Source organism: Seonamhaeicola sp. S2-3 (genome assembly GCF_001971785.1).
Taxonomy (GTDB): Bacteria; Bacteroidota; Bacteroidia; order Flavobacteriales; family Flavobacteriaceae; genus Seonamhaeicola.
In genome coordinates, this window is record NZ_CP019389.1 from 2020469 (window position 1) to 2040530 (window position 20062).

At 32.9% G+C, this 20062-nt stretch carries 11 protein-coding genes; 10 read left to right on the forward strand and 1 reads right to left on the reverse strand.

Going from position 1 to position 20062, the window contains the following annotated elements; translation table 11 throughout:
- Positions 1–9: 9 nt before the first annotated feature.
- Positions 10–2949 carry a TonB-dependent receptor gene (locus BWZ22_RS09240; RefSeq protein ID WP_076699536.1) on the reverse strand — a complete coding sequence of 980 codons (2940 nt, stop codon included), beginning with the start codon at positions 2947–2949 and terminating at the stop codon, positions 10–12.
- 253 nt (positions 2950–3202) lie between these two features.
- Here BWZ22_RS09240 and BWZ22_RS09245 point away from each other — a divergent pair, with 253 nt between their 5' ends.
- The 10 genes from BWZ22_RS09245 (at position 3203) to BWZ22_RS09290 (ending at position 20050) form a co-directional block, all read left to right on the forward strand.
- Positions 3203–4276 carry a LacI family DNA-binding transcriptional regulator gene (locus BWZ22_RS09245; protein WP_076699538.1) on the forward strand — a complete coding sequence of 358 codons (1074 nt, stop codon included), beginning with the start codon at positions 3203–3205 and terminating at the stop codon, positions 4274–4276.
- A gap of 132 nt (positions 4277–4408) precedes the next feature.
- Positions 4409–5752: an MFS transporter gene (locus BWZ22_RS09250; protein WP_076699539.1), complete on the forward strand. Its 1344-nt coding sequence runs from the start codon at positions 4409–4411 to the stop codon at positions 5750–5752.
- 1 nt (position 5753) lies between these two features.
- Entirely contained in the window at positions 5754–6413 is a 660-nt protein-coding gene (pgmB, locus tag BWZ22_RS09255) for a beta-phosphoglucomutase (RefSeq protein ID WP_076699541.1), read from the forward strand.
- Between the two features lie 7 nt (positions 6414–6420).
- Complete coding sequence (locus tag BWZ22_RS09260; RefSeq protein WP_076699542.1) at positions 6421–8727, forward strand: glycoside hydrolase family 65 protein; 2307 nt, start codon at positions 6421–6423, stop codon at positions 8725–8727.
- An 18-nt stretch (positions 8728–8745) separates the two neighbouring features.
- On the forward strand, positions 8746–10689 hold the full coding sequence (locus BWZ22_RS09265; protein ID WP_076699544.1) for a glycoside hydrolase family 13 protein: 1944 nt from the start codon (positions 8746–8748) through the stop codon (positions 10687–10689).
- A gap of 43 nt (positions 10690–10732) precedes the next feature.
- Positions 10733–11650, forward strand: coding sequence for an alpha/beta hydrolase (locus BWZ22_RS09270; RefSeq protein ID WP_232225131.1), 918 nt, complete (start codon positions 10733–10735; stop codon positions 11648–11650).
- Positions 11637–14039, forward strand: coding sequence for a TIM-barrel domain-containing protein (locus BWZ22_RS09275; RefSeq protein ID WP_076699550.1), 2403 nt, complete (start codon positions 11637–11639; stop codon positions 14037–14039). The genes BWZ22_RS09270 and BWZ22_RS09275 overlap by 14 nt, the downstream gene beginning before the upstream one ends.
- Positions 14040–14043: 4 nt before the next feature.
- Positions 14044–15915: an alpha-amylase family glycosyl hydrolase gene (locus tag BWZ22_RS09280; protein WP_076699551.1), complete on the forward strand. Its 1872-nt coding sequence runs from the start codon at positions 14044–14046 to the stop codon at positions 15913–15915.
- Position 15916: 1 nt separating this feature from the next.
- Positions 15917–17572: an alpha-amylase family glycosyl hydrolase gene (locus BWZ22_RS09285; RefSeq protein WP_076699553.1), complete on the forward strand. Its 1656-nt coding sequence runs from the start codon at positions 15917–15919 to the stop codon at positions 17570–17572.
- Between the two features lie 102 nt (positions 17573–17674).
- On the forward strand, positions 17675–20050 hold the full coding sequence (locus tag BWZ22_RS09290; protein WP_076699554.1) for a GAF domain-containing protein: 2376 nt from the start codon (positions 17675–17677) through the stop codon (positions 20048–20050).
- Positions 20051–20062: the final 12 nt, after the last annotated feature.

A 20062-nucleotide genomic window follows, 5' to 3' on the forward strand; every position in this document is an offset into this window, starting at 1 on the left:
TTACTTTTTTTAAAAATCGAAATTAACGCCTAACACGAATGATCTAGGTCTGGGGTAAAAGTTGTTATCAATACCACCAGAAATTTCAGGATCTATTCCACTATAATCGGTGAAAAGAGCAACGTTTTGTAGTGAGCCGTAAAATCTTGCATTTATTCCTTTTAGAATTTTAGATGCATTGTAACCAAGTGTTATGTTGTCTATTCTAAAAAACGATCCGTCTTCTACAAAATGATCACTTAAAGCGTTAGTTTCTTCTGTATTGTAAAATCCTGTGTTGTAGTAATCTGCAACAATATTGCTTAAGTAATTATTGGTTGTAGGTACTACATTGTTTAAAATGCCTTTTGAAGCACTAACATCGTTGTAAACATAATTACCAATACTAGCTCTTGTAACTACAGCTAAATCCCAATTTTTGTACCTCAAATCTGTATTTATACCCATTGTAACATCTGCAAGTGCATCTTTATAAAGGTATTTGTCATCATCATTAATAACGTTATCGCCATTTAAATCTGCAAAAGCACCTTCAATTGGATTTCCATTAACATCATAAATTTGTTTGTATACATAGAAGCTGTAAGGCGATTCACCTTCACGATTCACCTGTACATTATTACCAGTACCTGTAGAAATGCCACCTGTTGGCTGATCATCTGGTAAATTAGTTACCTCATTTTGGTTAAAAGAAACATTGTAGTTTACATTCCACTGAAAGTTTTCAGTTTTTATAGGAATAACATTTAAAGCAAACTCTATACCTCTGTTTTCCATATCTCCAATATTAGCTTGAATGGTGTTGGAAAAGTTTGTAAATGGATCTACCGTAGAGGTGGCAATTAAATCTTGAGTTTCTCTAATATATGCATTAAATAAACCAGATATACGGCTATCTAAAATGCTAAAATCTAAACCTATATTTAATGTGCGGCCAACTTCCCATTTTAGATTATCGTTAATAGCTTCAGGTCTGTAAGTTTGGTAAAAGGTTGATCCTAACTGATATCTAGCAGTATCTGTACTACCTGTATAGCGTGTTAAGAATAAATAATCTCCTAAGCCATTAACGTTACCAATTTCACCATAACCAACTCTTAATTTTAAGTTATTAAAAAAGGAGTCTTCCATGAAAGATTCGTTAGTAATATTCCAAGCTAATGCTAAAGAAGGGAAAAAGCCCCATCTATCGTCTGGATTTAATTTAGAAGAAGCATCTGCTCTTAAACTTGCTGTTAAGAGATAACGGCCATCGTAATCGTAATTTAAACGTCCGAAATATGATAATAAAACGTTTTTAGATTTATCTATAAACTCAAATTGGTTACCGTCTTCTTCATCTTCACTATCATAACTATAGTTGTCATATTCAAAAGATTGATAAGAGTAACCAGCAACCATATTGAAGTTATGAGCATCATTAAAGGTTTGCTTATATGTTAAATACGCATCAAATAACTTGTTTGTAGCTTCCTGTGTGTAGCTTGTAAGTGAGCCATTCCAATCTATATCAGAAGATGATAAATACTGTGATGTTATTTTACGACCATGGCTGTTAGATTTATCTAAAGCTACATTTACGGTGGCAGTTAAAGCCTCGAAAAAAGGTAGGGTATAATCAAATTTTGCATTTCCTAAAAAGCGTCTAACCTCTGCGGTATCATCAACCAAGTTTAACAAAGCAACTGGGTTTGAAGGTGATAAAGAAATTTGTGTGTAGCCAAGTGTAGCTGAACTGTTTTCTGATAACCATGCAGAGTAACCACCAAATGGCGATGAGCTATCGTAAACAGGTTGTGTGGGGTCGTAAACTAAGGCACTACCAATGGCATCACGATTTGCAAATTTATTTTCTGTATAGCTACCCTTAGCATTTAATTCAATTTTAAGATGGTCATCAAAAAGTTTAGGGGTTAAGCTTAAAGCCCCTGTAAGACGTTCAAAATTATCTCCTTTTAAAATACCATCATGATTAGAATAAGATACCGATGCTCTCATAGGCACTCCAAAAGCACTACCTAAAGCACTAAAGTTATGGTCTTGCCCAAATGCTACTGTATAAATTTCGTCTTGCCAATCTGTATTAGCATTACCAAGTAGGCTTGCAGTTGTATCGTCGTAATTAGAATCTAATTCAATAATATTTCTAAATTGATTAGCATTAAGTACATCTATCGTTTTTGTTGGGTTGTGTACTGTGGTAGAAGAGCTTAAGTTAAATGTAAACTCTTTGTCTTTCCCTTTTTTTGTAGAAACAATTATAACACCGTTAGCACCTCTAGAACCATAAATGGCGGTAGCCGAAGCATCTTTAAGTACACTTATGCTTTCAATGTCATTAGGGTTAATTAAATTTAAAGGGTTACGAGAGCCTCCAACCCCATCATTATCAATAGGCACCCCATCAATAACGTATAAAGGCGAGCTGTTAAGGCTTAAAGAACCTGTTCCTCTAATTCTAATTTCTTGGCCTTCACCAGGAGCTCCACTACTAGAAGTTACGGCAACACCTGCAATTTTACCGCTAATAAGCTGTTGTGCAGATACTATAGGGCCATCATTAAAATCTTTATCCGTAACCAAGTCTACAGTTCCTGTTAAGTCTTCTTTTTTAACACTACCATACCCAATAATTACAATTTCATCTAATTGTGCTGTGTCTTCTGTTAATTGAACGTCAAGTGTTTTTTGACCATCAAAAACAATCTCTGTAGATTGATAGCCAATAAAAGAAAAGACTAAAACATCTCCTTTGTTAGCTTCAATTTGGTAAGCACCGTCAAAATCTGTTGCTGTTCCGGTTGTTGTGTTTTTTATTACAACATTTACTCCTGGGAGCGGAATGGAAGTTGATTTTTCTGTTACTGTTCCTTTAATTGTTGTTTGTGCAAATAAACTTATTGGCACAAAAAACAAGAAAATCAGCAACTTATTCACTGTTGTCTTCATACAATAACTTTTAGAATTAATTTCTCAGTTTTAGTTAGTCAATATATTTTCACTTCTCGAGGATAAAACTATGTAAAGAAATTGTTAACAGATAATTTTAAATTACGAAATTCTTAGCGAAATCGTTTTCGTGTTAACAACTTTTTATTTTAAAGACAAAAAAATGATAAAACCCTATATTTGAGTGGTTAGCTTAATATGTTTATATTTAACTTTACAATTAGAATTTTCTATTTACCTGATTAATAGTTACATGAAAAAAAAGATAACATTAAAACAAATAGCAAAGGAATTAGATGTGTCTGTTTCTACTGTTTCTAAAGCTCTTAGTGGAAGTAAAGAAATTAGTGAAGATACCACTCAAAAAATACAGGCATTTGCTAAATTATATAACTATAGGCCCAATAATATTGCACTTAGTTTAAAAAACAGAAAAACAAAAACTATAGGTATTTTAATACCAGAAATAGTACACCATTTTTTTTCAACTGTAATTAGAGGTATAGAAAGGGTTGCCAATAGGCGTGGTTATAATGTTATTGTTGGTTTGTCTAATGAATCTTTTACCAAAGAGGTTATTAATATGGAGTTACTTGCTGGTGGTAGTATAGATGGTTTTATATTGTCCATTTCAAAAGAAACACTACTAAAGCAAGATTATCATCATTTTAACGCCACAATAAATCAAGGTATTCCCATTGTTATGTTTGATAGAGTGGTGAATGAAGTAGATTGTGATAAGGTGATTGTAGATGATGAAAAAAGTGCTGTAAAAGCTGTTAAACTGCTTGTTGATAAGGGCTGTAAAAATGTAGCTTTAATTACAACAATGGACTATGTGAGTGTAGGTAGATTAAGAACACAAGGTTATTTAGAAGCGCTTCAAGATTGTGATATTGAAGCTAATTCTGATTTAATATTAAAAATAGACGATAGCTTAGATGTTGAAAACCATTTGGAAATTCTAGAAAATGAAATTGAAAACTTTTTTAGAACTAATAAAACTATAGATGGTATTTTTGCGGTAAATGAACTTTATGCTATAACAGCAATGAAGGTGGCAAGAAAACTAGGTTTAAATATTCCTGAGGATGTTCAAGTAATAGGTTTTACAGATGGGGTGTTATCTAAACATGCCACACCTAGCTTAACAACTGTTAGTCAACATGGTCAAAAAATAGGTGAACAATCGGCTAATTTACTTATAGATAGGTTAGAAGCAGAAGATTTAGAACAAAATTCTTATATAACAAGCAACGAACGAAAAAAAGACTTTATTAAAATGGTTATTGAGACCGAAATTATTGAGAGAGAATCTACTAAATAATTTTTTTTTTAGAATAATTAAAAATCTTTTCTATATCTTTGTTGCAGAATCAAGACTTATATTTTCACTTCTCAAATAAGTTTTGATAAGTAATATCGCTTATCAAATAGTATTAATTAAACATACTATTTAATGGAAAAGCGTAGATTAAGTTTCTGGGAAATATGGAACATGAGTTTCGGTTTCTTAGGAATTCAGATGGGTTTTGCCCTTCAAAATGCCAATGCTAGTAGAATACTTCAAATTTTCGGAGCCGATGTTCATGAACTATCGTGGTTTTGGATAATAGCACCTTTAATGGGGCTTGTTGTTCAGCCAGTAATTGGTCATTATTCCGATAAAACTTGGGGGCGTTTTGGTAGACGTAAGCCATACTTTCTTGTAGGCGCTATTTTAGCCTCTGTTGGTTTAATACTTATGCCACAAGCCGATTTATTTATTGCATTTTTACCAGCGTTATGGGTTGGTGCAGGTATGCTCATGATTATGGATGCCTCATTCAACATTGCTATGGAGCCTTTTAGAGCTTTAGTAGGTGATAACCTTAGAACAGATCAAAGAACCCTTGGGTTCAGTGTACAAACAGCCTTAATTGGTTTTGGTGCTGTAATTGGTTCATGGTTGCCATATGCATTAACTAATTGGTTTGGTGTTTCAAATGAAGCTACACCAGGTACAGTACCCTTTAATTTGGTTTTATCATTCATTATTGGAGCCATTATTTTAATTGTTTCAATTTTAGTTACGGTAACTACCACTAAAGAGTATTCGCCTAAAGAACTAGCAAGTTTTGATAACGAAACTCTAGAAGAAAACCCAGACAAGAAATCTAGTTTATTAGATATTTTTGAAGATTTTAAAAAAATGCCAGACACCATGAGGCAACTAAGTTGGGTACAATTTTTTTCATGGTTTGGTCTATTTGGCATGTGGGTATTTGCAACTCCTGCTATTGCACAACATGTTTATGGTTTATCATATACAGATAGCAGTAGCGCAGCCTTTCAAGATGCAGGAGATTGGGTAGGTATTCTTTTTGGAGTTTATAATTTAGTGTCTGCTTTTTATGCATTTGCTTTACCCAGAATAGCTAAAAAGATTGGTAGAAAAAAAACACACGCAATTTCATTGTTAATAGGTGGTATAGGTTTGCTTTCTATTTACATTATGCCAGATAAAAATTGGCTAATCGTTTCTATGATAGCTGTTGGTATTGCATGGGCAAGTATTTTGGCTATGCCTTATGCTATTCTTGCAGGATCCATTTCACCAAAGAAAATGGGTGTGTATATGGGGATCTTCAATTTCTTCATTGTAATACCTCAAATAATCAACGCATTAATAGGAGGTCCATTAGTTAAGTATGTTTACAGCAATCATGCAATTTTTGCTTTGGTAACAAGTGGTATAAGCTTTTTAATAGCTGCTGCTTTAGTGTCAAAAGTAAAAGATGTTGATGATATAATTCAGGAATAAAATGAACAAAATAGGAGTTATATTCGATTTAGACGGTGTTATTGTAGATACCGCTAAGTACCATTATTTAGCTTGGAAAAGCGTAGCTAATAAATTAGGATTTGAATTTACAGAAGAGCACAACGAACTGCTAAAAGGTGTAAGTAGAGTGCGTTCTTTAGAAATTCTTTTAGATATAGGAGGGGTACAAATTTCCGAACAAAAAAAGCAAGAATATTTAGTTAGTAAAAACGAAGAGTATTTGGGCTTTATCACAAAAATGAAGGCCGACGAAATTCTTCCTGGAGCTTCAGAACTATTAGATGCTTTAGATGAAGCTGGAATACAATATGTGTTAGGTTCTGCAAGTAAAAATGCACCATTAATTCTTAAACAATTAGGGCTATATGATAGGTTTGCAGGTATTGTTGATGGTAACAGCGTGTCTAAAGCGAAACCAGATCCTGAAGTATTCCTAATTGGAGCCAAAAAACTAAACCTACTACCAAAACAATGTGTTGTTTTTGAAGACGCTATTGCTGGTGTAGAAGCGGCAAATAAAGCCCATATGATTTCTGTTGGAATAGGTGATAAAAACACCCTTTGCGAAGCAGATTATAATTTCAATGACTTAACAGAAATTCCAGTGGATTTTTTTGAAAAGTTAACGACTTTAAATTGAGAAAACAATGAATCAAGATTATATAAAACCAGATAATTGGTCAATCATAGAAGAAGGCTTTCAGCCTCAATTAGTCGAATCTTCCGAGAGTTTATTTAGTATTGGTAATGGAGCTATGGGGCAACGAGCCAATTTTGAAGAAACTTACACGGGTAAAACCTTTCAAGGTAGCTATATTGCGGGGGTTTATTACCCAGACAAAACCCGTGTAGGGTGGTGGAAAAATGGTTATCCAGAGTACTTTGCCAAAGTGCTGAACGCTCCAAACTGGATAGGAATAAACGTTGTTGTTAACGGAGAATCACTAGATTTAAATACCTGTAAAAAGGTAGAAAAGTTTAGGAGAGAACTCAATATGAAAGAAGGGTGGCTGTCTAGAAGTTTTGTGGCAACCCTGCAAAATAATGTAACAGTTCAAGTAGTTACTAAGCGTTTTTTAAGTTTAGATTTAGATGAGCTAGGTGCTATAAAATATAGTGTTACCCCAATAAATACAGATGCTCAAATTAGTTTTATACCGTATTTAGACAACGGTATAACTAATAAAGATACCAATTGGGATGATAAATTCTGGGATGTTATAAAGGTGAGCCATGAAAAAGAACAAGCTTTTATTGAGGCTAAAACCATGAAAACAGATTTTTATGTTTGTACTTTTATGCAGTCTCAAGTTTCGGTTAATGAAAAACCTTTAACTAACAACCCAACTATTCAAACAAATTCAAACGATATTTCATATAATTATACCCAAGATATTAAAAAAGGTGATACTTATAGTATTACCAAATTTGGGGGATATACGGTTGATAGAAATCACGATAAAACCCAACTAGTTTCGGCTGCAAAAGGTGTTTTAAAAGAAGCCTTTAAGTTAGGATATGATAGCTTATTAAAAAAACAAAAAGAGGCTTGGGCGCGTATTTGGGAACGAGCAGATATTACTATTGATGGCGATGTAAAAGCACAGCAAGGTATCCGCTTTAATATATTTCAGTTAAACCAAACGTATTTAGGAACAGATTCCAGATTAAATATAGGGCCTAAAGGATTTACGGGCGAAAAATACGGCGGAAGTACGTACTGGGATACCGAAGCGTATTGCATTCCGTTTTATATGGCAACTAAAGATCAAAAAGTAGCCAGAAATTTGTTGGCGTATCGTTATAACCATTTAGAAAAAGCCATTGAAAACGCCGAAAAATTAGGGTTTACAAACGGTGCAGCTTTGTACCCAATGGTAACCATGAACGGAGAAGAATGCCATAACGAATGGGAAATTACTTTTGAGGAAATTCATCGTAATGGGGCTATTGCATTTGCCATCTATAATTACCACCGTTATACGGGCGATTATAGTTATATCCCCGAGAAAGGTTTAGAAGTACTTATTGGAATTGCCCGTTTTTGGCAACAGCGTGCTACATTTTCAAAAGATAAAAACAAATACGTTATTCTTGGTGTTACAGGCCCCAATGAGTACGAAAACAACGTAAATAATAATTGGTACACTAACTATTTAGCACAATGGTGTATTAATTATGCTTTAGAAAATATAGAAAAGGTAGAAGAAGAATATGTGTTAGATTTTCAAAGAATTGTTAAAAAACTTAACCTTACCGAAAAAGAATTAGCTCTTTGGAAAGCTGTTGCAGATAATATGTATCTCCCATATTCAGAAAAACATCAAGTGTATTTACAACAAGATGGTTTTTTAGATAAAGAATTAATAACTGTTTCCGATTTAGATAAATCGCAGCGCCCTATAAACCAACATTGGTCCTGGGATAGAATTCTGCGTTCGCCATATATCAAGCAAGCCGATGTACTTCAAGGTTTTTACTTTTTTGAAGATCAATTTTCTGATGAAGAATTAGAACGTCATTTCGATTTTTATGAGCCTTTTACCGTTCATGAAAGCTCTTTGTCACCTTGCGTACATAGTATTCAAGCTGCTAAATTAGATAGAATGGAACAAGCTTACACTTTCTACTTGCGCACTTCGCGTTTAGATTTAGATGATTATAACCATGAAGTACATGAAGGCCTCCACATCACCTCTATGGCAGGAACTTGGATGAGTATTGTAGAAGGTTTTGGTGGTATGCGTGTAAAAAACAACATGCTATCTTTTACCCCTAGAATTCCAAAACAGTGGAAAGGTTACTCGTTTAAAGTGAATTTTAGAGATGCTATTATAAAAGTAAATGTAACACAAAACCAAACAAATTTTGAAATGGAGGGTGAACAAGAATTGCAAATTTTAGTTAATAATTCTTTAGTAACTATTGCGCCTAATAATTTAGTAACAGTATAATTTTATTTTAATGAATAAATGAAAACAGGTGTAAGGTTATTAGTTGTATTTTTAGTTATGCTTAGCTTTTCTTGTAATAAGAAAAAGCAAGATGTTACTAAAGAATCTTCAACACAATCTATGGAAGAATTTAACGAAATAGAACGCATAGAACCTCTTAATTGGTGGGTAGGTTTTAAAAATAAAAACCTTCAGTTATTGGTAAAACACCCAGATATTTCTAAAGCAACGCCTAAAATAAATTACGAAGGGGTAACTATAAGTGAAGTGCATAAAGCTGATAGTCCTAACTATTTGTTTATAGATTTAATTATTAATGAAACCGCCAAAGCCGGTAAGTTTAATATTGAATTCACATTTCAAAATGGTGATAAAAAACAGCAAACCTATGAGTTAAAACCTAGAGAGAAGGCTTCACAACATTATGTAGGTTTTAATAGCTCTGATGTTATTTATTTAATTACACCCGATCGTTTTGCAAATGGAGATTCATCAAATGATATTAATGAAAAACTTTTAGAAAAATCTATTAATAGAGATGATGATTATGCCAGACATGGCGGAGATATTAAAGGTATTATAAACCATCTAGATTACATTCATGATATGGGTTTTACGGCCATTTGGCCATGTCCGCTACTTACTAATGATATGCCACAAGCATCATATCATGGGTATGCAATGACTAATTTTTATGAAATAGACCCAAGGTTTGGAACTTTAGATGAGTACTTAGAACTATCTTCTAAAATGTCTAAAAAAGGCATGAAGTTAGTCATGGATCAAGTTGCTAATCATTGTGGTTTAAACCATTGGTGGATGAAAGATTTACCATTTAAAGATTGGGTAAATCATCAGGATAATTTTGAAAAAAATAAAGATGTTTGGGATAATAAAAACATTATAAAATCTAATCACGTAAGAACATCTAACCAAGATATTTACGCTTCAATAAAAGATAAAAAAGAAATGACCGATGGTTGGTTTGTTTCTGCAATGCCAGATTTAAATCAACGTAATCCTTTTATGGCTAAATATATCATTCAAAATAGTATTTGGTGGATTGAAACAGCAAATTTAGGTGGTATACGTCAAGATACTTATCCGTATTCAGACAAAGATTTTATGAGTACTTGGGCGGGAGCTATTATGGATGAATATCCTAATTTTAGTATTGTAGGCGAAGAGTGGAGCTATAACCCATTGCTTATTGGCTATTGGCAAAATGGCGCAAACAATAAAGATGGGTACAACTCCAATTTAAAATCGCCTATGGATTTTGCTATGCAACGCAATATTGTTGAAGGGCTCAATGAAGAAGATACATGGGATAAAGGCTTAGTTAAAATGTATGAAGGTTTGGCAAACGATTTTCATTATGCTACACCAAAAGATATCTTGATTTTTCCTGATAATCATGATATGAGTCGCATTTTTACCCAGCTAAATGGTAATATAACTAATACCAAAATGGCACTTAGTTATATTTTAACCTTACCAAGAATTCCGCAAATTTATTACGGAACAGAAATTTTAATGGGAGATTTTGAAAAACCAGGAGATCATGGCTTAGTAAGAAGTGATTTTCCAGGAGGATGGGAAGGCGATACTGTAAATGCTTTTACAAGAAACGGATTGACCAACGAACAAAAAGAGATGCAATCTTACGTTAAAAAATTACTCAATTATCGTAAGAACAGTAAAGCCATTCATGAAGGAAAAACAATTCATTTTGCCCCAAAAAACAAAACCTATCTGTTGTTTAGAAGTTTAGGAGATGAAGTGGTTGTGCATATAATCAATAAAAATGAAACACCAATTCAGCTTGAATTAGACCGGTTTGATGAGGTTGGTTTAAAGGGCAAAACTTTAAAAAACATTATTACTGGAGAAACTTTTGTATGGAATGATGTTCTAGAATTAAAAGAAAAAGGGAGCCTAATTTTAACTACTAAGATTTAGCAAGATGAACCGTTTTTTTATAATAAGTTTTCTTTTGTTTTTTATGTCTTGCAAAACAGATAAAACGTTTTCAAAGCATGTTTTTAAAATTGAAAATGCCACTTTGTCTAGTGGTTCATTATATAGAATAGATAGCATACAATCTAAGTATATAAAACCAAGACCAGTTGATGTTTGGTTGCCAGAAAACTATTCAAAAGAAAAAAAATATGCCGTTTTATATATGCATGATGGACAGATGTTGTTTGATAGCACCACAACATGGAATAAGCAAGAATGGAAGGTAGATGAGTGGGCATCTAAACTTATGAACGATAAAATAACCAAAAACTTTATTGTAGTTGGTATTCATAATATCAAGGAGTTAAGGTGGTTTGATTTATTTCCACAAAAAGCTTTTTATAATTTAAATAAAGATACCGATGTATCCATGCTGCATGATGGTTATGAAGGATTTGATGAGTTTCTATTAAACGGCGATAATTATCTTAAATTCTTAGTAGAAGAGTTAAAACCATTCATAGATTCAACATACTCCGTTTACACTAATAGAGAAAATACATTTGTAGCGGGTTCCAGTATGGGTGGTTTAATGAGTATGTATGCTATTTGCGAATATCCTAATATTTTTTCTGGGGCCGCTTGTCTTTCAACGCATTGGGAAGGAGCCGCTCCAATAGAAAATAATCCGTTGCCAGAAGCTGTTTTTAAATACATGGAAGCTAATTTACCATCGGCAGAAAACCATAAACTTTATTTTGATTATGGCACAGAAACATTAGATGCACATTACCCTAAGCACGCGCCTAAAGTAAATGAAATATTAGCATCTAAGGGGTATGATAAAACAAACTCAAAGAATTTAATGTTTGAAGGAGCAAACCATTCAGAAAATGCATGGAATCAGCGTTTGTATATTCCGTTAACATTTTTATTAGGTAATACAAATGAACAAATTTAGTACAGTTTTTTTATTCGTTTTTATCGGTTTATTTGCATTCGGGCAAAATAAGAACAGAACGTTTTTTGATGTAAATTATACCGAAGGAGATTTTCTAACAATAAAGGTAAACGACGGTTTATATAAAATTCGATTTTATACAAAAGATATTGTTGAGACCACATTTATACCAAAAGGAGAGCAGTTTGATGATGTCTCACATGCCGTTATATTGCACCCCAAAAAAGTAGATGTGGTTTATAGTTATAGCCCTAAAAACAACAACGTTTTTTTCAAAGCAAAAGAAGGTATTACTGTAAAAATTCAAAAGCATCCTTTTCAAATTTCATATGTATATAAAGACAAGCCTATTATTTCAGAAAAAGCAGGTTATGTTAAAAATGATAGTTTAGAAACCATTCAATTTAACCTTTCTAAAGATGAAGTATTGTACGGTGGGGGTGCCCGTGCTTTAGGAATGAACAGAAGAGGGAACAGGTTGCAACTTTATAATAGAGCGCATTATGGTTATGAAACCAGAAGTGAATTAATGAATTACACCATGCCCATTGTATTATCATCTAATCAGTATTTGATTCATTTTGATAATGCACCAATTGGTTTTTTAGATTTAGATAGTAAAGGCGATAATACACTTGCTTACGAAACTGTTTCTGGCAGAAAAACCTATCAGGTTATTGTAGGCAAAAATTGGTATGATTTATTAGATAATTATACCAATTTAACAGGAAAACAACCTATGCTGCCACGTTGGGCTTTAGGGAATTTTTCTAGTAGATTTGGGTATCATTCAGAAGCAGAAACCGAAGCTACTATTGCTAAATTTAAAAAAGAAAAAATTCCGGTTGATGCGGTTATATTAGATTTATATTGGTTTGGAAAAGAGGTTATGGGCACAATGGGAAATTTAGAGTTTGATAAAGATTCTTTCCCAAACCCCAAGCAAATGATTAAAAACCTAAGAGATAATAATGTTGAAACTATTTTAATTACAGAGCCCTTTATTTTAACTACATCAAAAAAATGGGATGAAGCCGTTAAAGAGGATATTTTGGCTAAAGATTCCGTAGGAAATCCATTTACCTACAATTTCTTTTTTGGCAATACGGGACTCATAGATATTTATAATCCAAAAGGAAAAAAATGGTTTAAAAATATATATAAAGATCTATTAAAAATGGGTGTTACTGGTTTTTGGGGTGATTTAGGAGAACCAGAAGTACACCCAAAAGAACTAATACACGCCACTGGAACAGCCAATGAGCTACATAATATTTATGGCCATAATTGGGCAGAATTAGTTTATGAGGCTTCAAAAGAGTTTAATCCAGATAAAAGACCATTTATATTAATGCGTGCTGGCTATTCTGGTTCACAACGTTTTGGTATGGTTCCTTGGTCTGGAGATGTAAATAGAACTTGGGGCGGTTTACAAAGTCAACCCGAAATAGCATTGCAAATGGGCATGCAAGGGTTGGCATACATGCATTCAGATTTAGGTGGGTTTGCCGGCGCCAATTTAGATGATGAACTTTACGTGCGTTGGTTGCAATATGGTGTTTTTCAACCAATATACAGACCTCATGCACAGGAAGAGGTCCCTAGCGAACCCGTTTTTAGAAGTGGGAAAGCTAAGGTTTTGGCCAAAAAGGCTATAGAATTGCGTTATAAGTTATTGCCGTATAATTATAATTTGGTCTATGAAAATAACCAGTTTGGTAAACCGTTAATGAGACCTTTATTTTTTGAAGAGCCTAATACCCCTTCGCTTTATGGTTATTCAAAAACCTATTTGTGGGGCCATGATATTTTGGTGTCTCCAGTGTTAGAACAAGGCAAAACAGAACAGGAAATGTACTTTCCTAAAAACGCCATTTGGTTCGATTTTTATTCAGATGAAAAAGTAAAAGGCGGACAAACAAAAACAGTTTTACTTGAAGAAAATAATATTCCCACTTTTATTAGGGCCGGAGCATTTATTCCTATGGCAAAACCAATGCAGTCTACCAAAGCGTACAATGCTAATCATTTAGATGTACATTATTATTTTGACGAATCTGTAAAGGAAAATAAAGCTGAATTTTATAATGATGATGGGGCGTTAGCCAATGCTTCAGAAACAAATAATTATGAAATTTTAGAGTATAAAGCAACATTTGATAAAAACCGTTTGAAAATTGAATTTGAAGCCGAAGTAGGAGTTAATTACAATTCACAGACCAAATATTTTAACCTTATAGTTCATAACATACAAAAACAGCCAAAACGTATTAATGTAGGTGGTAAAAAAGTAAACGTTGAATGGGATGGTAAATTAAAATCATTAACTGTACCAGTGGTTTGGCAAGCTTCAAAAGGTAAAAAAATACTAATAAAATTTAAAAAATAATAAAATGAATAAAACCATTGCTTTAGCTTCCATGATAGTGCTTACGGTAATATTGGGGTGTAAAAAAGTACAAGAAACAGAGGTGGTAGCAAGAACGTCTTTAAAGAAAAAGCAAGTTATTTATCAAGTTTTCACACGTCTTTTTGGAAACACTAATTCAACCAATAAACCCTGGGGAACTATTGAAGAAAATGGCGTTGGAAAATTTAACGACTTTACAGATAAAGCTTTAAAAGAAATTAAAGATTTAGGAGTTACGCATATTTGGTACACTGGGGTACCGCATCATGATGTTATTACAGATTATACGGAGTTTGGTATTTCAATGGATGATCCCGATGTGGTAAAAGGGCGTGCCGGATCACCTTATGCGGTTAAAGATTATTACAATGTAAACCCAGATTTAGCTGTAGATGTTAATAATCGGTTAGGCGAGTTTAAAGCGCTCATAGAGCGTTCTCACAAAGCAGGGTTAAAAGTTGTTATCGATATAGTTCCCAACCATGTAGCTAGAAATTATGAAGGTTTAACCAACCCTGAAGGCGTGGTAGATTTTGGCGCTAATGATGATAAATCGGTTACATATAATGTAAACAATAACTTTTATTACAACCCAGATGAGTCATTTAAAGTGCCCGTTTGGGAAAATAATTATTCTCCTTTAGGAGATGAAAAACATCCTTTAGAAGATGGTGAATTTGATGAAAATCCAGCAAAATGGACAGGTAATGGGTCTAGATTATCTCAACCTAAAATGAATGATTGGTACGAAACCGTAAAAATAAACTATGGTATTGCACCAGATGGAACTAAAGATTTTGATGAACTTCCAGAAGGTTTTGAAAACAAAGATTACAAAGCGCATTTACAGTTTTGGAAAGATAAAAAAATTCCAGACTCATGGAAAAAGTTTAAGGATATTGCTCTGTACTGGTTAGATATGGGGGTAGATGGTTTTAGGTTCGATATGGCCGAAATGGTACCGGTTGAGTTTTGGAGTTACATGAATTCTAATATTAAAAACAAAAATCCCGAGGCTTTTTTACTGGCAGAAGTTTACAATCCAAGCTTATACAGAGATTATATTAAAAAAGGAAAAATGGATTATTTATATGATAAAGTTCAGTTGTATGATACTCTTAAGCACGTAATGCAAGGACACGGAAAAACAGATAATATTCCACCTATTCAAGAGGATTTAAAAGACATAGAACACCATATGCTCCATTTTTTAGAAAACCACGACGAGCAACGTATTGCCAGTCCAGAGTTTGCAGGAAATGCAAAAAAAGGAAAACCTGCTATGGTAGTTTCTGCAACTATTAGCACCTCTCCAACCATGATTTATTTTGGGCAAGAATTGGGTGAACCCGGAGCAGAAGACGCTGGTTTTGGGAAACCATCAAGAACATCAATTTTTGATTATATAGGGGTGCCAACACTACAACGCTGGGTAAATAATAAACAGTTTGATGGCGGACAATCTACTGCCGAAGAAAAAGAATTAAGAGACTTCTATAAACGTTTGCTAAATTTTACAATTAATAGTACAGCTTTAGCCGGTAATTATCAAGATATTCATTTGTATAACAGAAAACATACCAATAATTATTCAGATAGAGTATTGTCTTTTGTAAGATGGAGTATTGAAGAAAAACTAATCGTTATATCTAATTTTGACGATTCTAATTCTTATGAATTTAACTTAGAAATCCCACAAGAGTTAATCAATACCTTAAGTTTAAAAGATGGTGTTTATACTGTTAAAGATGAGTTATATGGAAAGTATAAGTCAAGTTTGAACATTAAAAATTCCACAGGAACTATAAATATTAAAATTAACCCGTTAGAATCGTTTATTCTTAAAATTTATTAAAATGAAAAAAAGCATAATTCTGGCGTTAATTTATATTCCTTTAGTTTCATTTGTTCTATTCATTAATTGTAAGGATAACGAAAACAAGAAAGAAAAAACACCTTTTGTTTGGGAAGGTGCCAATATCTATTTTTTACTAGTAGATAGATTTAACAATGCAGATTTTGCTAACGACGTTAATTTTAATAGAAACAAAGAAACAGCAGTATTAAGAGGTTTTAAAGGGGGCGATTTAAAAGGGATAACCCAAAAAATAAACGAAGGTTACTTTACCGATTTGGGGGTCAATGCCATTTGGATGACTCCTATTGTCGAGCAAATTCACGGAAGTACCGATGAAGGTACGGGGCTTACATACGGGTATCATGGGTATTGGACAAAAGATTGGACGGCCATAGATCCCAATTTTGGAACGAAAGACGATTTGCACGAGTTGGTAGAGGCGGCTCATAAAAAAGGCATTAGGGTTTTATTGGATGCCGTAATTAACCACACGGGGCCGGTAACAGCAAAAGATCCTGCTTGGCCACAGGATTGGGTAAGAACAGAACCCAAATGTGAGTACACTAATTATGAGTCTACTGTAAGCTGCACCCTGGTTGAGAATTTACCGGATATAAGAACAGAAAGTAATGAAGATGTTGATTTGCCACAACAGTTGGTTGAAAAATGGAAAAAAGAAGGCAGGTACCAGCAAGAAATGGCAGAGTTAGAGGCTTTTTTTAAAAGAACAGGCTATCCCAGGGCACCGCGTTTCTACATTATTAAATGGCTAACGGATTATATTACAGAGTTCGGAATAGATGGCTATAGGTGCGACACCGTAAAACATACCGAAGCCTATGTTTGGGAAGAATTTAAAACCCAATGCGATGATGCGTTTAATAAATTTAAAGAAGACAACCCAGACAAGGTATTGGATAATAACGATTTTTATCTAGTGGGAGAGGTGTACAATTACGGAATAAGCTCTGGAAAGTATTTTGATTACGGTGATAAAAAACAAAACTATTTTGATAATAAATTTAACAGCCAAATAAACTTTGAATTTAAGTGGAACGCCAAACAAATGCCTATTCAAGAAATGTTTGCCAAATATGACAGTATTCTTCATTCAAATTTAAAAGGATTTGGTGTTTTAAACTATTTAAGTTCACATGATGATCACAATCCGTTTGATGCCAAACGCGGAAAACCTTTTGAAACAGCCAATAAGTTATTGTTAGCCCCAGGAACTTCTCAAATTTATTACGGCGATGAATTAGCGCGTATATTATTGGTTGATGGGGCTAGTGGCGATGCCAACTTAAGATCTTTTATGAATTGGGAAGCGCAAGAAAGTAACAGTGAAATTTTAAACCATTGGCAAAAATTAGGGCAATTTAGAAATAACCATCCAGCAGTTGGAGCGGGCAAACATCAAATGATAAGTTCTAACCCATTTGTGTTTTCAAGAAGTTTTTCAATAAAAGACTATCATGATAAAGTAGTTGTTGGTTTAAATCTTTCAAAAGGAGAGAAACTAATAGATGTTTCTTCTGTATTTAATAATGGTGAAAAACTGCATGAGGCATATTCAAATCAAAATTTAAAAGTTAAAAACGGAAAAGTTAGTGTTAATTCAGAATTTAGTATTGTTCTTCTAGAAACTAAATAGTAAATAATTTGTGTTGTTAGTTGTAACATTTTAAGTGTTATGTAGTCTTTAATGTAACGACAAATACAAATATTTGTAAATTTGTCACGCAATACTATTTCTATGACCAACATTAACGATAATATTGAATCGCCATTAATTCTAAAAGTAAGTTTTAGTAACCTTTTAGATTATTATGAAGATTTAGCTACAAATCAAGACCCATTTGTTGCAGCTAGAGCTAAACACGTCTTGAAAATAGCTGAAGATTATCCAGAGTTGCGTGATGGGTTTACAAATACTGAGGTATTAGAACAAAGAAAAGAAGAAATTAAAATAATACTTCAAGACTCTTTTAGTCCAGTACTAACCAAAAACGAAATAAAAACAGCCTCAATTCCTTTTCATGATATTATTTTTAATGAATCAGAACGTTTTAAAAATATCATAGAAACAGCAGGAGAAGATTTTCAACTTCACATAAAAAATATGCCAGAAGATTATAGGTATATTGTTGCTTGTACGGTTATTTTAAATTTTTGCTATGGTTATGATTTAAATTTTAAGCGTCCGTTTTATTATGAAATACCAGATGCCAATGGTATTATGAGATATTACAAAATAATGTATAATGCAGATTTTTGTAAAATAAAACCAACGCCTAATGCTCCTAAAATTACTCAAGAAGATTATGAAGAATTATTAGATAATTTTGAGAATTTAGATTTGTGGAAAGAAAAGTTTCCGCCCAATAGCTATGTTTTTGAAGGCTTTGTTATTTCAAATATTTTTGATGTTACAGATGATCAATCTATTTCTAATATAAAATCATCACTTATTTCAGATGAAAGTCATAAAGATGCCTCTTTCATAGAAAGATTTTATGAAATATTCAGGTCTTTACTTGGTCTTAAAGATATAAAGGTAGGATTTTCTATGTATAATGCAGAAGACAATACATTTGAAAGTCTTTATGGTGTTAGTGCTAGTAGCTTTTTATTAAGTGATTTAGAAAAAGAAGATTGTAAAAAAGCATTATGTGTATGGTCTTATAACAGGTTAATTAATGAGCATAAAAACCTATCTATTTCAGATGTAGATAAGGCATACAGTAAATCAAAAGGAAAAGTACCTCAAATAAAAGCTTTACATGAACAAGGTATAAAAAGCGCTATTTTTCTTCCTATTGCCAATGATTATGGATTAATGGGAGTAGTTGAAATTATTTCCTATAAACCAAAAGCTTTAAATAGCATTAATGCTAATAAATTGGTTGATGTTATGCCTTATATTATTTCGGCTATTGAACGCTCTAAAGCCGAAGAAGAAAACCTTATTGAGGCTATAATTCAAAAGGAATGTACATCAATACACCCAAGTGTACACTGGAGGTTTGTAAAAGAGGCTAAAAAATTCATAAAAGATGAGGTATTAGGAAAAGAAGCCCGTTTTAGAAAAATTGTTTTTGAAGGGGTTTATCCGCTCTATGGTCAAATTGATATCAAAGGATCTTCAGAAGCTAGAAATAATGCAACCAAAGAAGATTTAAAACTACAGCTAAATGCTGTAAAAAGTATATTGAATAAGGCTGCAAAAATAGAACCACTTCCTATTTACGAGCAATATATCTATCAGGTAGAAAAATATTTAGAAGAATTAGAAAATCACTTTCAAGTAGATAGTGAGCAACAAATCTCAGAGTTTTTTAAACAAGATGTAGAACCTACTTTTAAGCACTTAAGTAAGATTGATGAATTGTCAGAACTCATAGAAGGCTATCATAATAATATTGATGATAAAGTAGAAATGCTTTATAAGCACAGAAAAGATTATGATGATACTATTGCAACTATTAACCAAGAAATGGCTTCTTTATTAGATAGTAAGCAAAAAGAAGCTCAAGCAATGTATCCTCACTACTTTGAGCGTTTTAAAACAGATGGTGTAGAGCATAATATGTACATAGGAGAATCTATTACTAAAGAAGATAGTTTTAATCCATTATACTTATATAATTTACGCTTGTGGCAGTTGCAAGTAATGTGTGAAATGGAAAATATGTATTATCAAATGCGGTCAGACCTTCCTGTTTCATTAGATGTGGCTTCCATGATATTAGTATTCAATCAACCATTGTCTATTAGTTTTAGAATGGATGAAAAGCAGTTTGATGTTGATGGTACTTATAATGCCCGATATGAAATTGTGAAAAAACGAGTTGATAAAGCTTATATAAAAGGAACAAACGAGCGCATTACTCAAAAAGGGAAAATAAGTATAGTCTATTCTCAAAAACAAGACGAGATAGAGTACATGCATTATATTAAGTTTTTACAAGATAAAAACTATTTAGATACAGATGTTGAAATAGTAGAACTTCAAGATTTACAAGCGGTTACAGGACTTAAAGCTATACGTGTAAGTGTGCTTTATCATAAAAATGAAAATGATAAATCATTCTATACTTATGATGATTTAATGAAAGAAATTAAAGCTTAATCTTATCAATAA

What these genes read in the sequence shown, in the direction of transcription:
- BWZ22_RS09250 (WP_076699539.1), top strand. Translation starts at nt 4,409, where the DNA reads ATGGAAAAGCGTAGATTAAGTTTCTGGGAAATATGGAACATGAGTTTC.
- BWZ22_RS09240 (WP_076699536.1), bottom strand. Translation starts at nt 2,949, where the DNA reads ATGAAGACAACAGTGAATAAGTTGCTGATTTTCTTGTTTTTTGTGCCA.
- BWZ22_RS09265 (WP_076699544.1), top strand. Translation starts at nt 8,746, where the DNA reads ATGAAAACAGGTGTAAGGTTATTAGTTGTATTTTTAGTTATGCTTAGC.
- pgmB (WP_076699541.1), top strand. Translation starts at nt 5,754, where the DNA reads ATGAACAAAATAGGAGTTATATTCGATTTAGACGGTGTTATTGTAGAT.
- BWZ22_RS09270 (WP_232225131.1), top strand. Translation starts at nt 10,733, where the DNA reads ATGTCTTGCAAAACAGATAAAACGTTTTCAAAGCATGTTTTTAAAATT.
- BWZ22_RS09260 (WP_076699542.1), top strand. Translation starts at nt 6,421, where the DNA reads ATGAATCAAGATTATATAAAACCAGATAATTGGTCAATCATAGAAGAA.
- BWZ22_RS09275 (WP_076699550.1), top strand. Translation starts at nt 11,637, where the DNA reads ATGAACAAATTTAGTACAGTTTTTTTATTCGTTTTTATCGGTTTATTT.
- BWZ22_RS09245 (WP_076699538.1), top strand. Translation starts at nt 3,203, where the DNA reads ATGAAAAAAAAGATAACATTAAAACAAATAGCAAAGGAATTAGATGTG.
- BWZ22_RS09290 (WP_076699554.1), top strand. Translation starts at nt 17,675, where the DNA reads ATGACCAACATTAACGATAATATTGAATCGCCATTAATTCTAAAAGTA.
- BWZ22_RS09280 (WP_076699551.1), top strand. Translation starts at nt 14,044, where the DNA reads ATGAATAAAACCATTGCTTTAGCTTCCATGATAGTGCTTACGGTAATA.
- BWZ22_RS09285 (WP_076699553.1), top strand. Translation starts at nt 15,917, where the DNA reads ATGAAAAAAAGCATAATTCTGGCGTTAATTTATATTCCTTTAGTTTCA.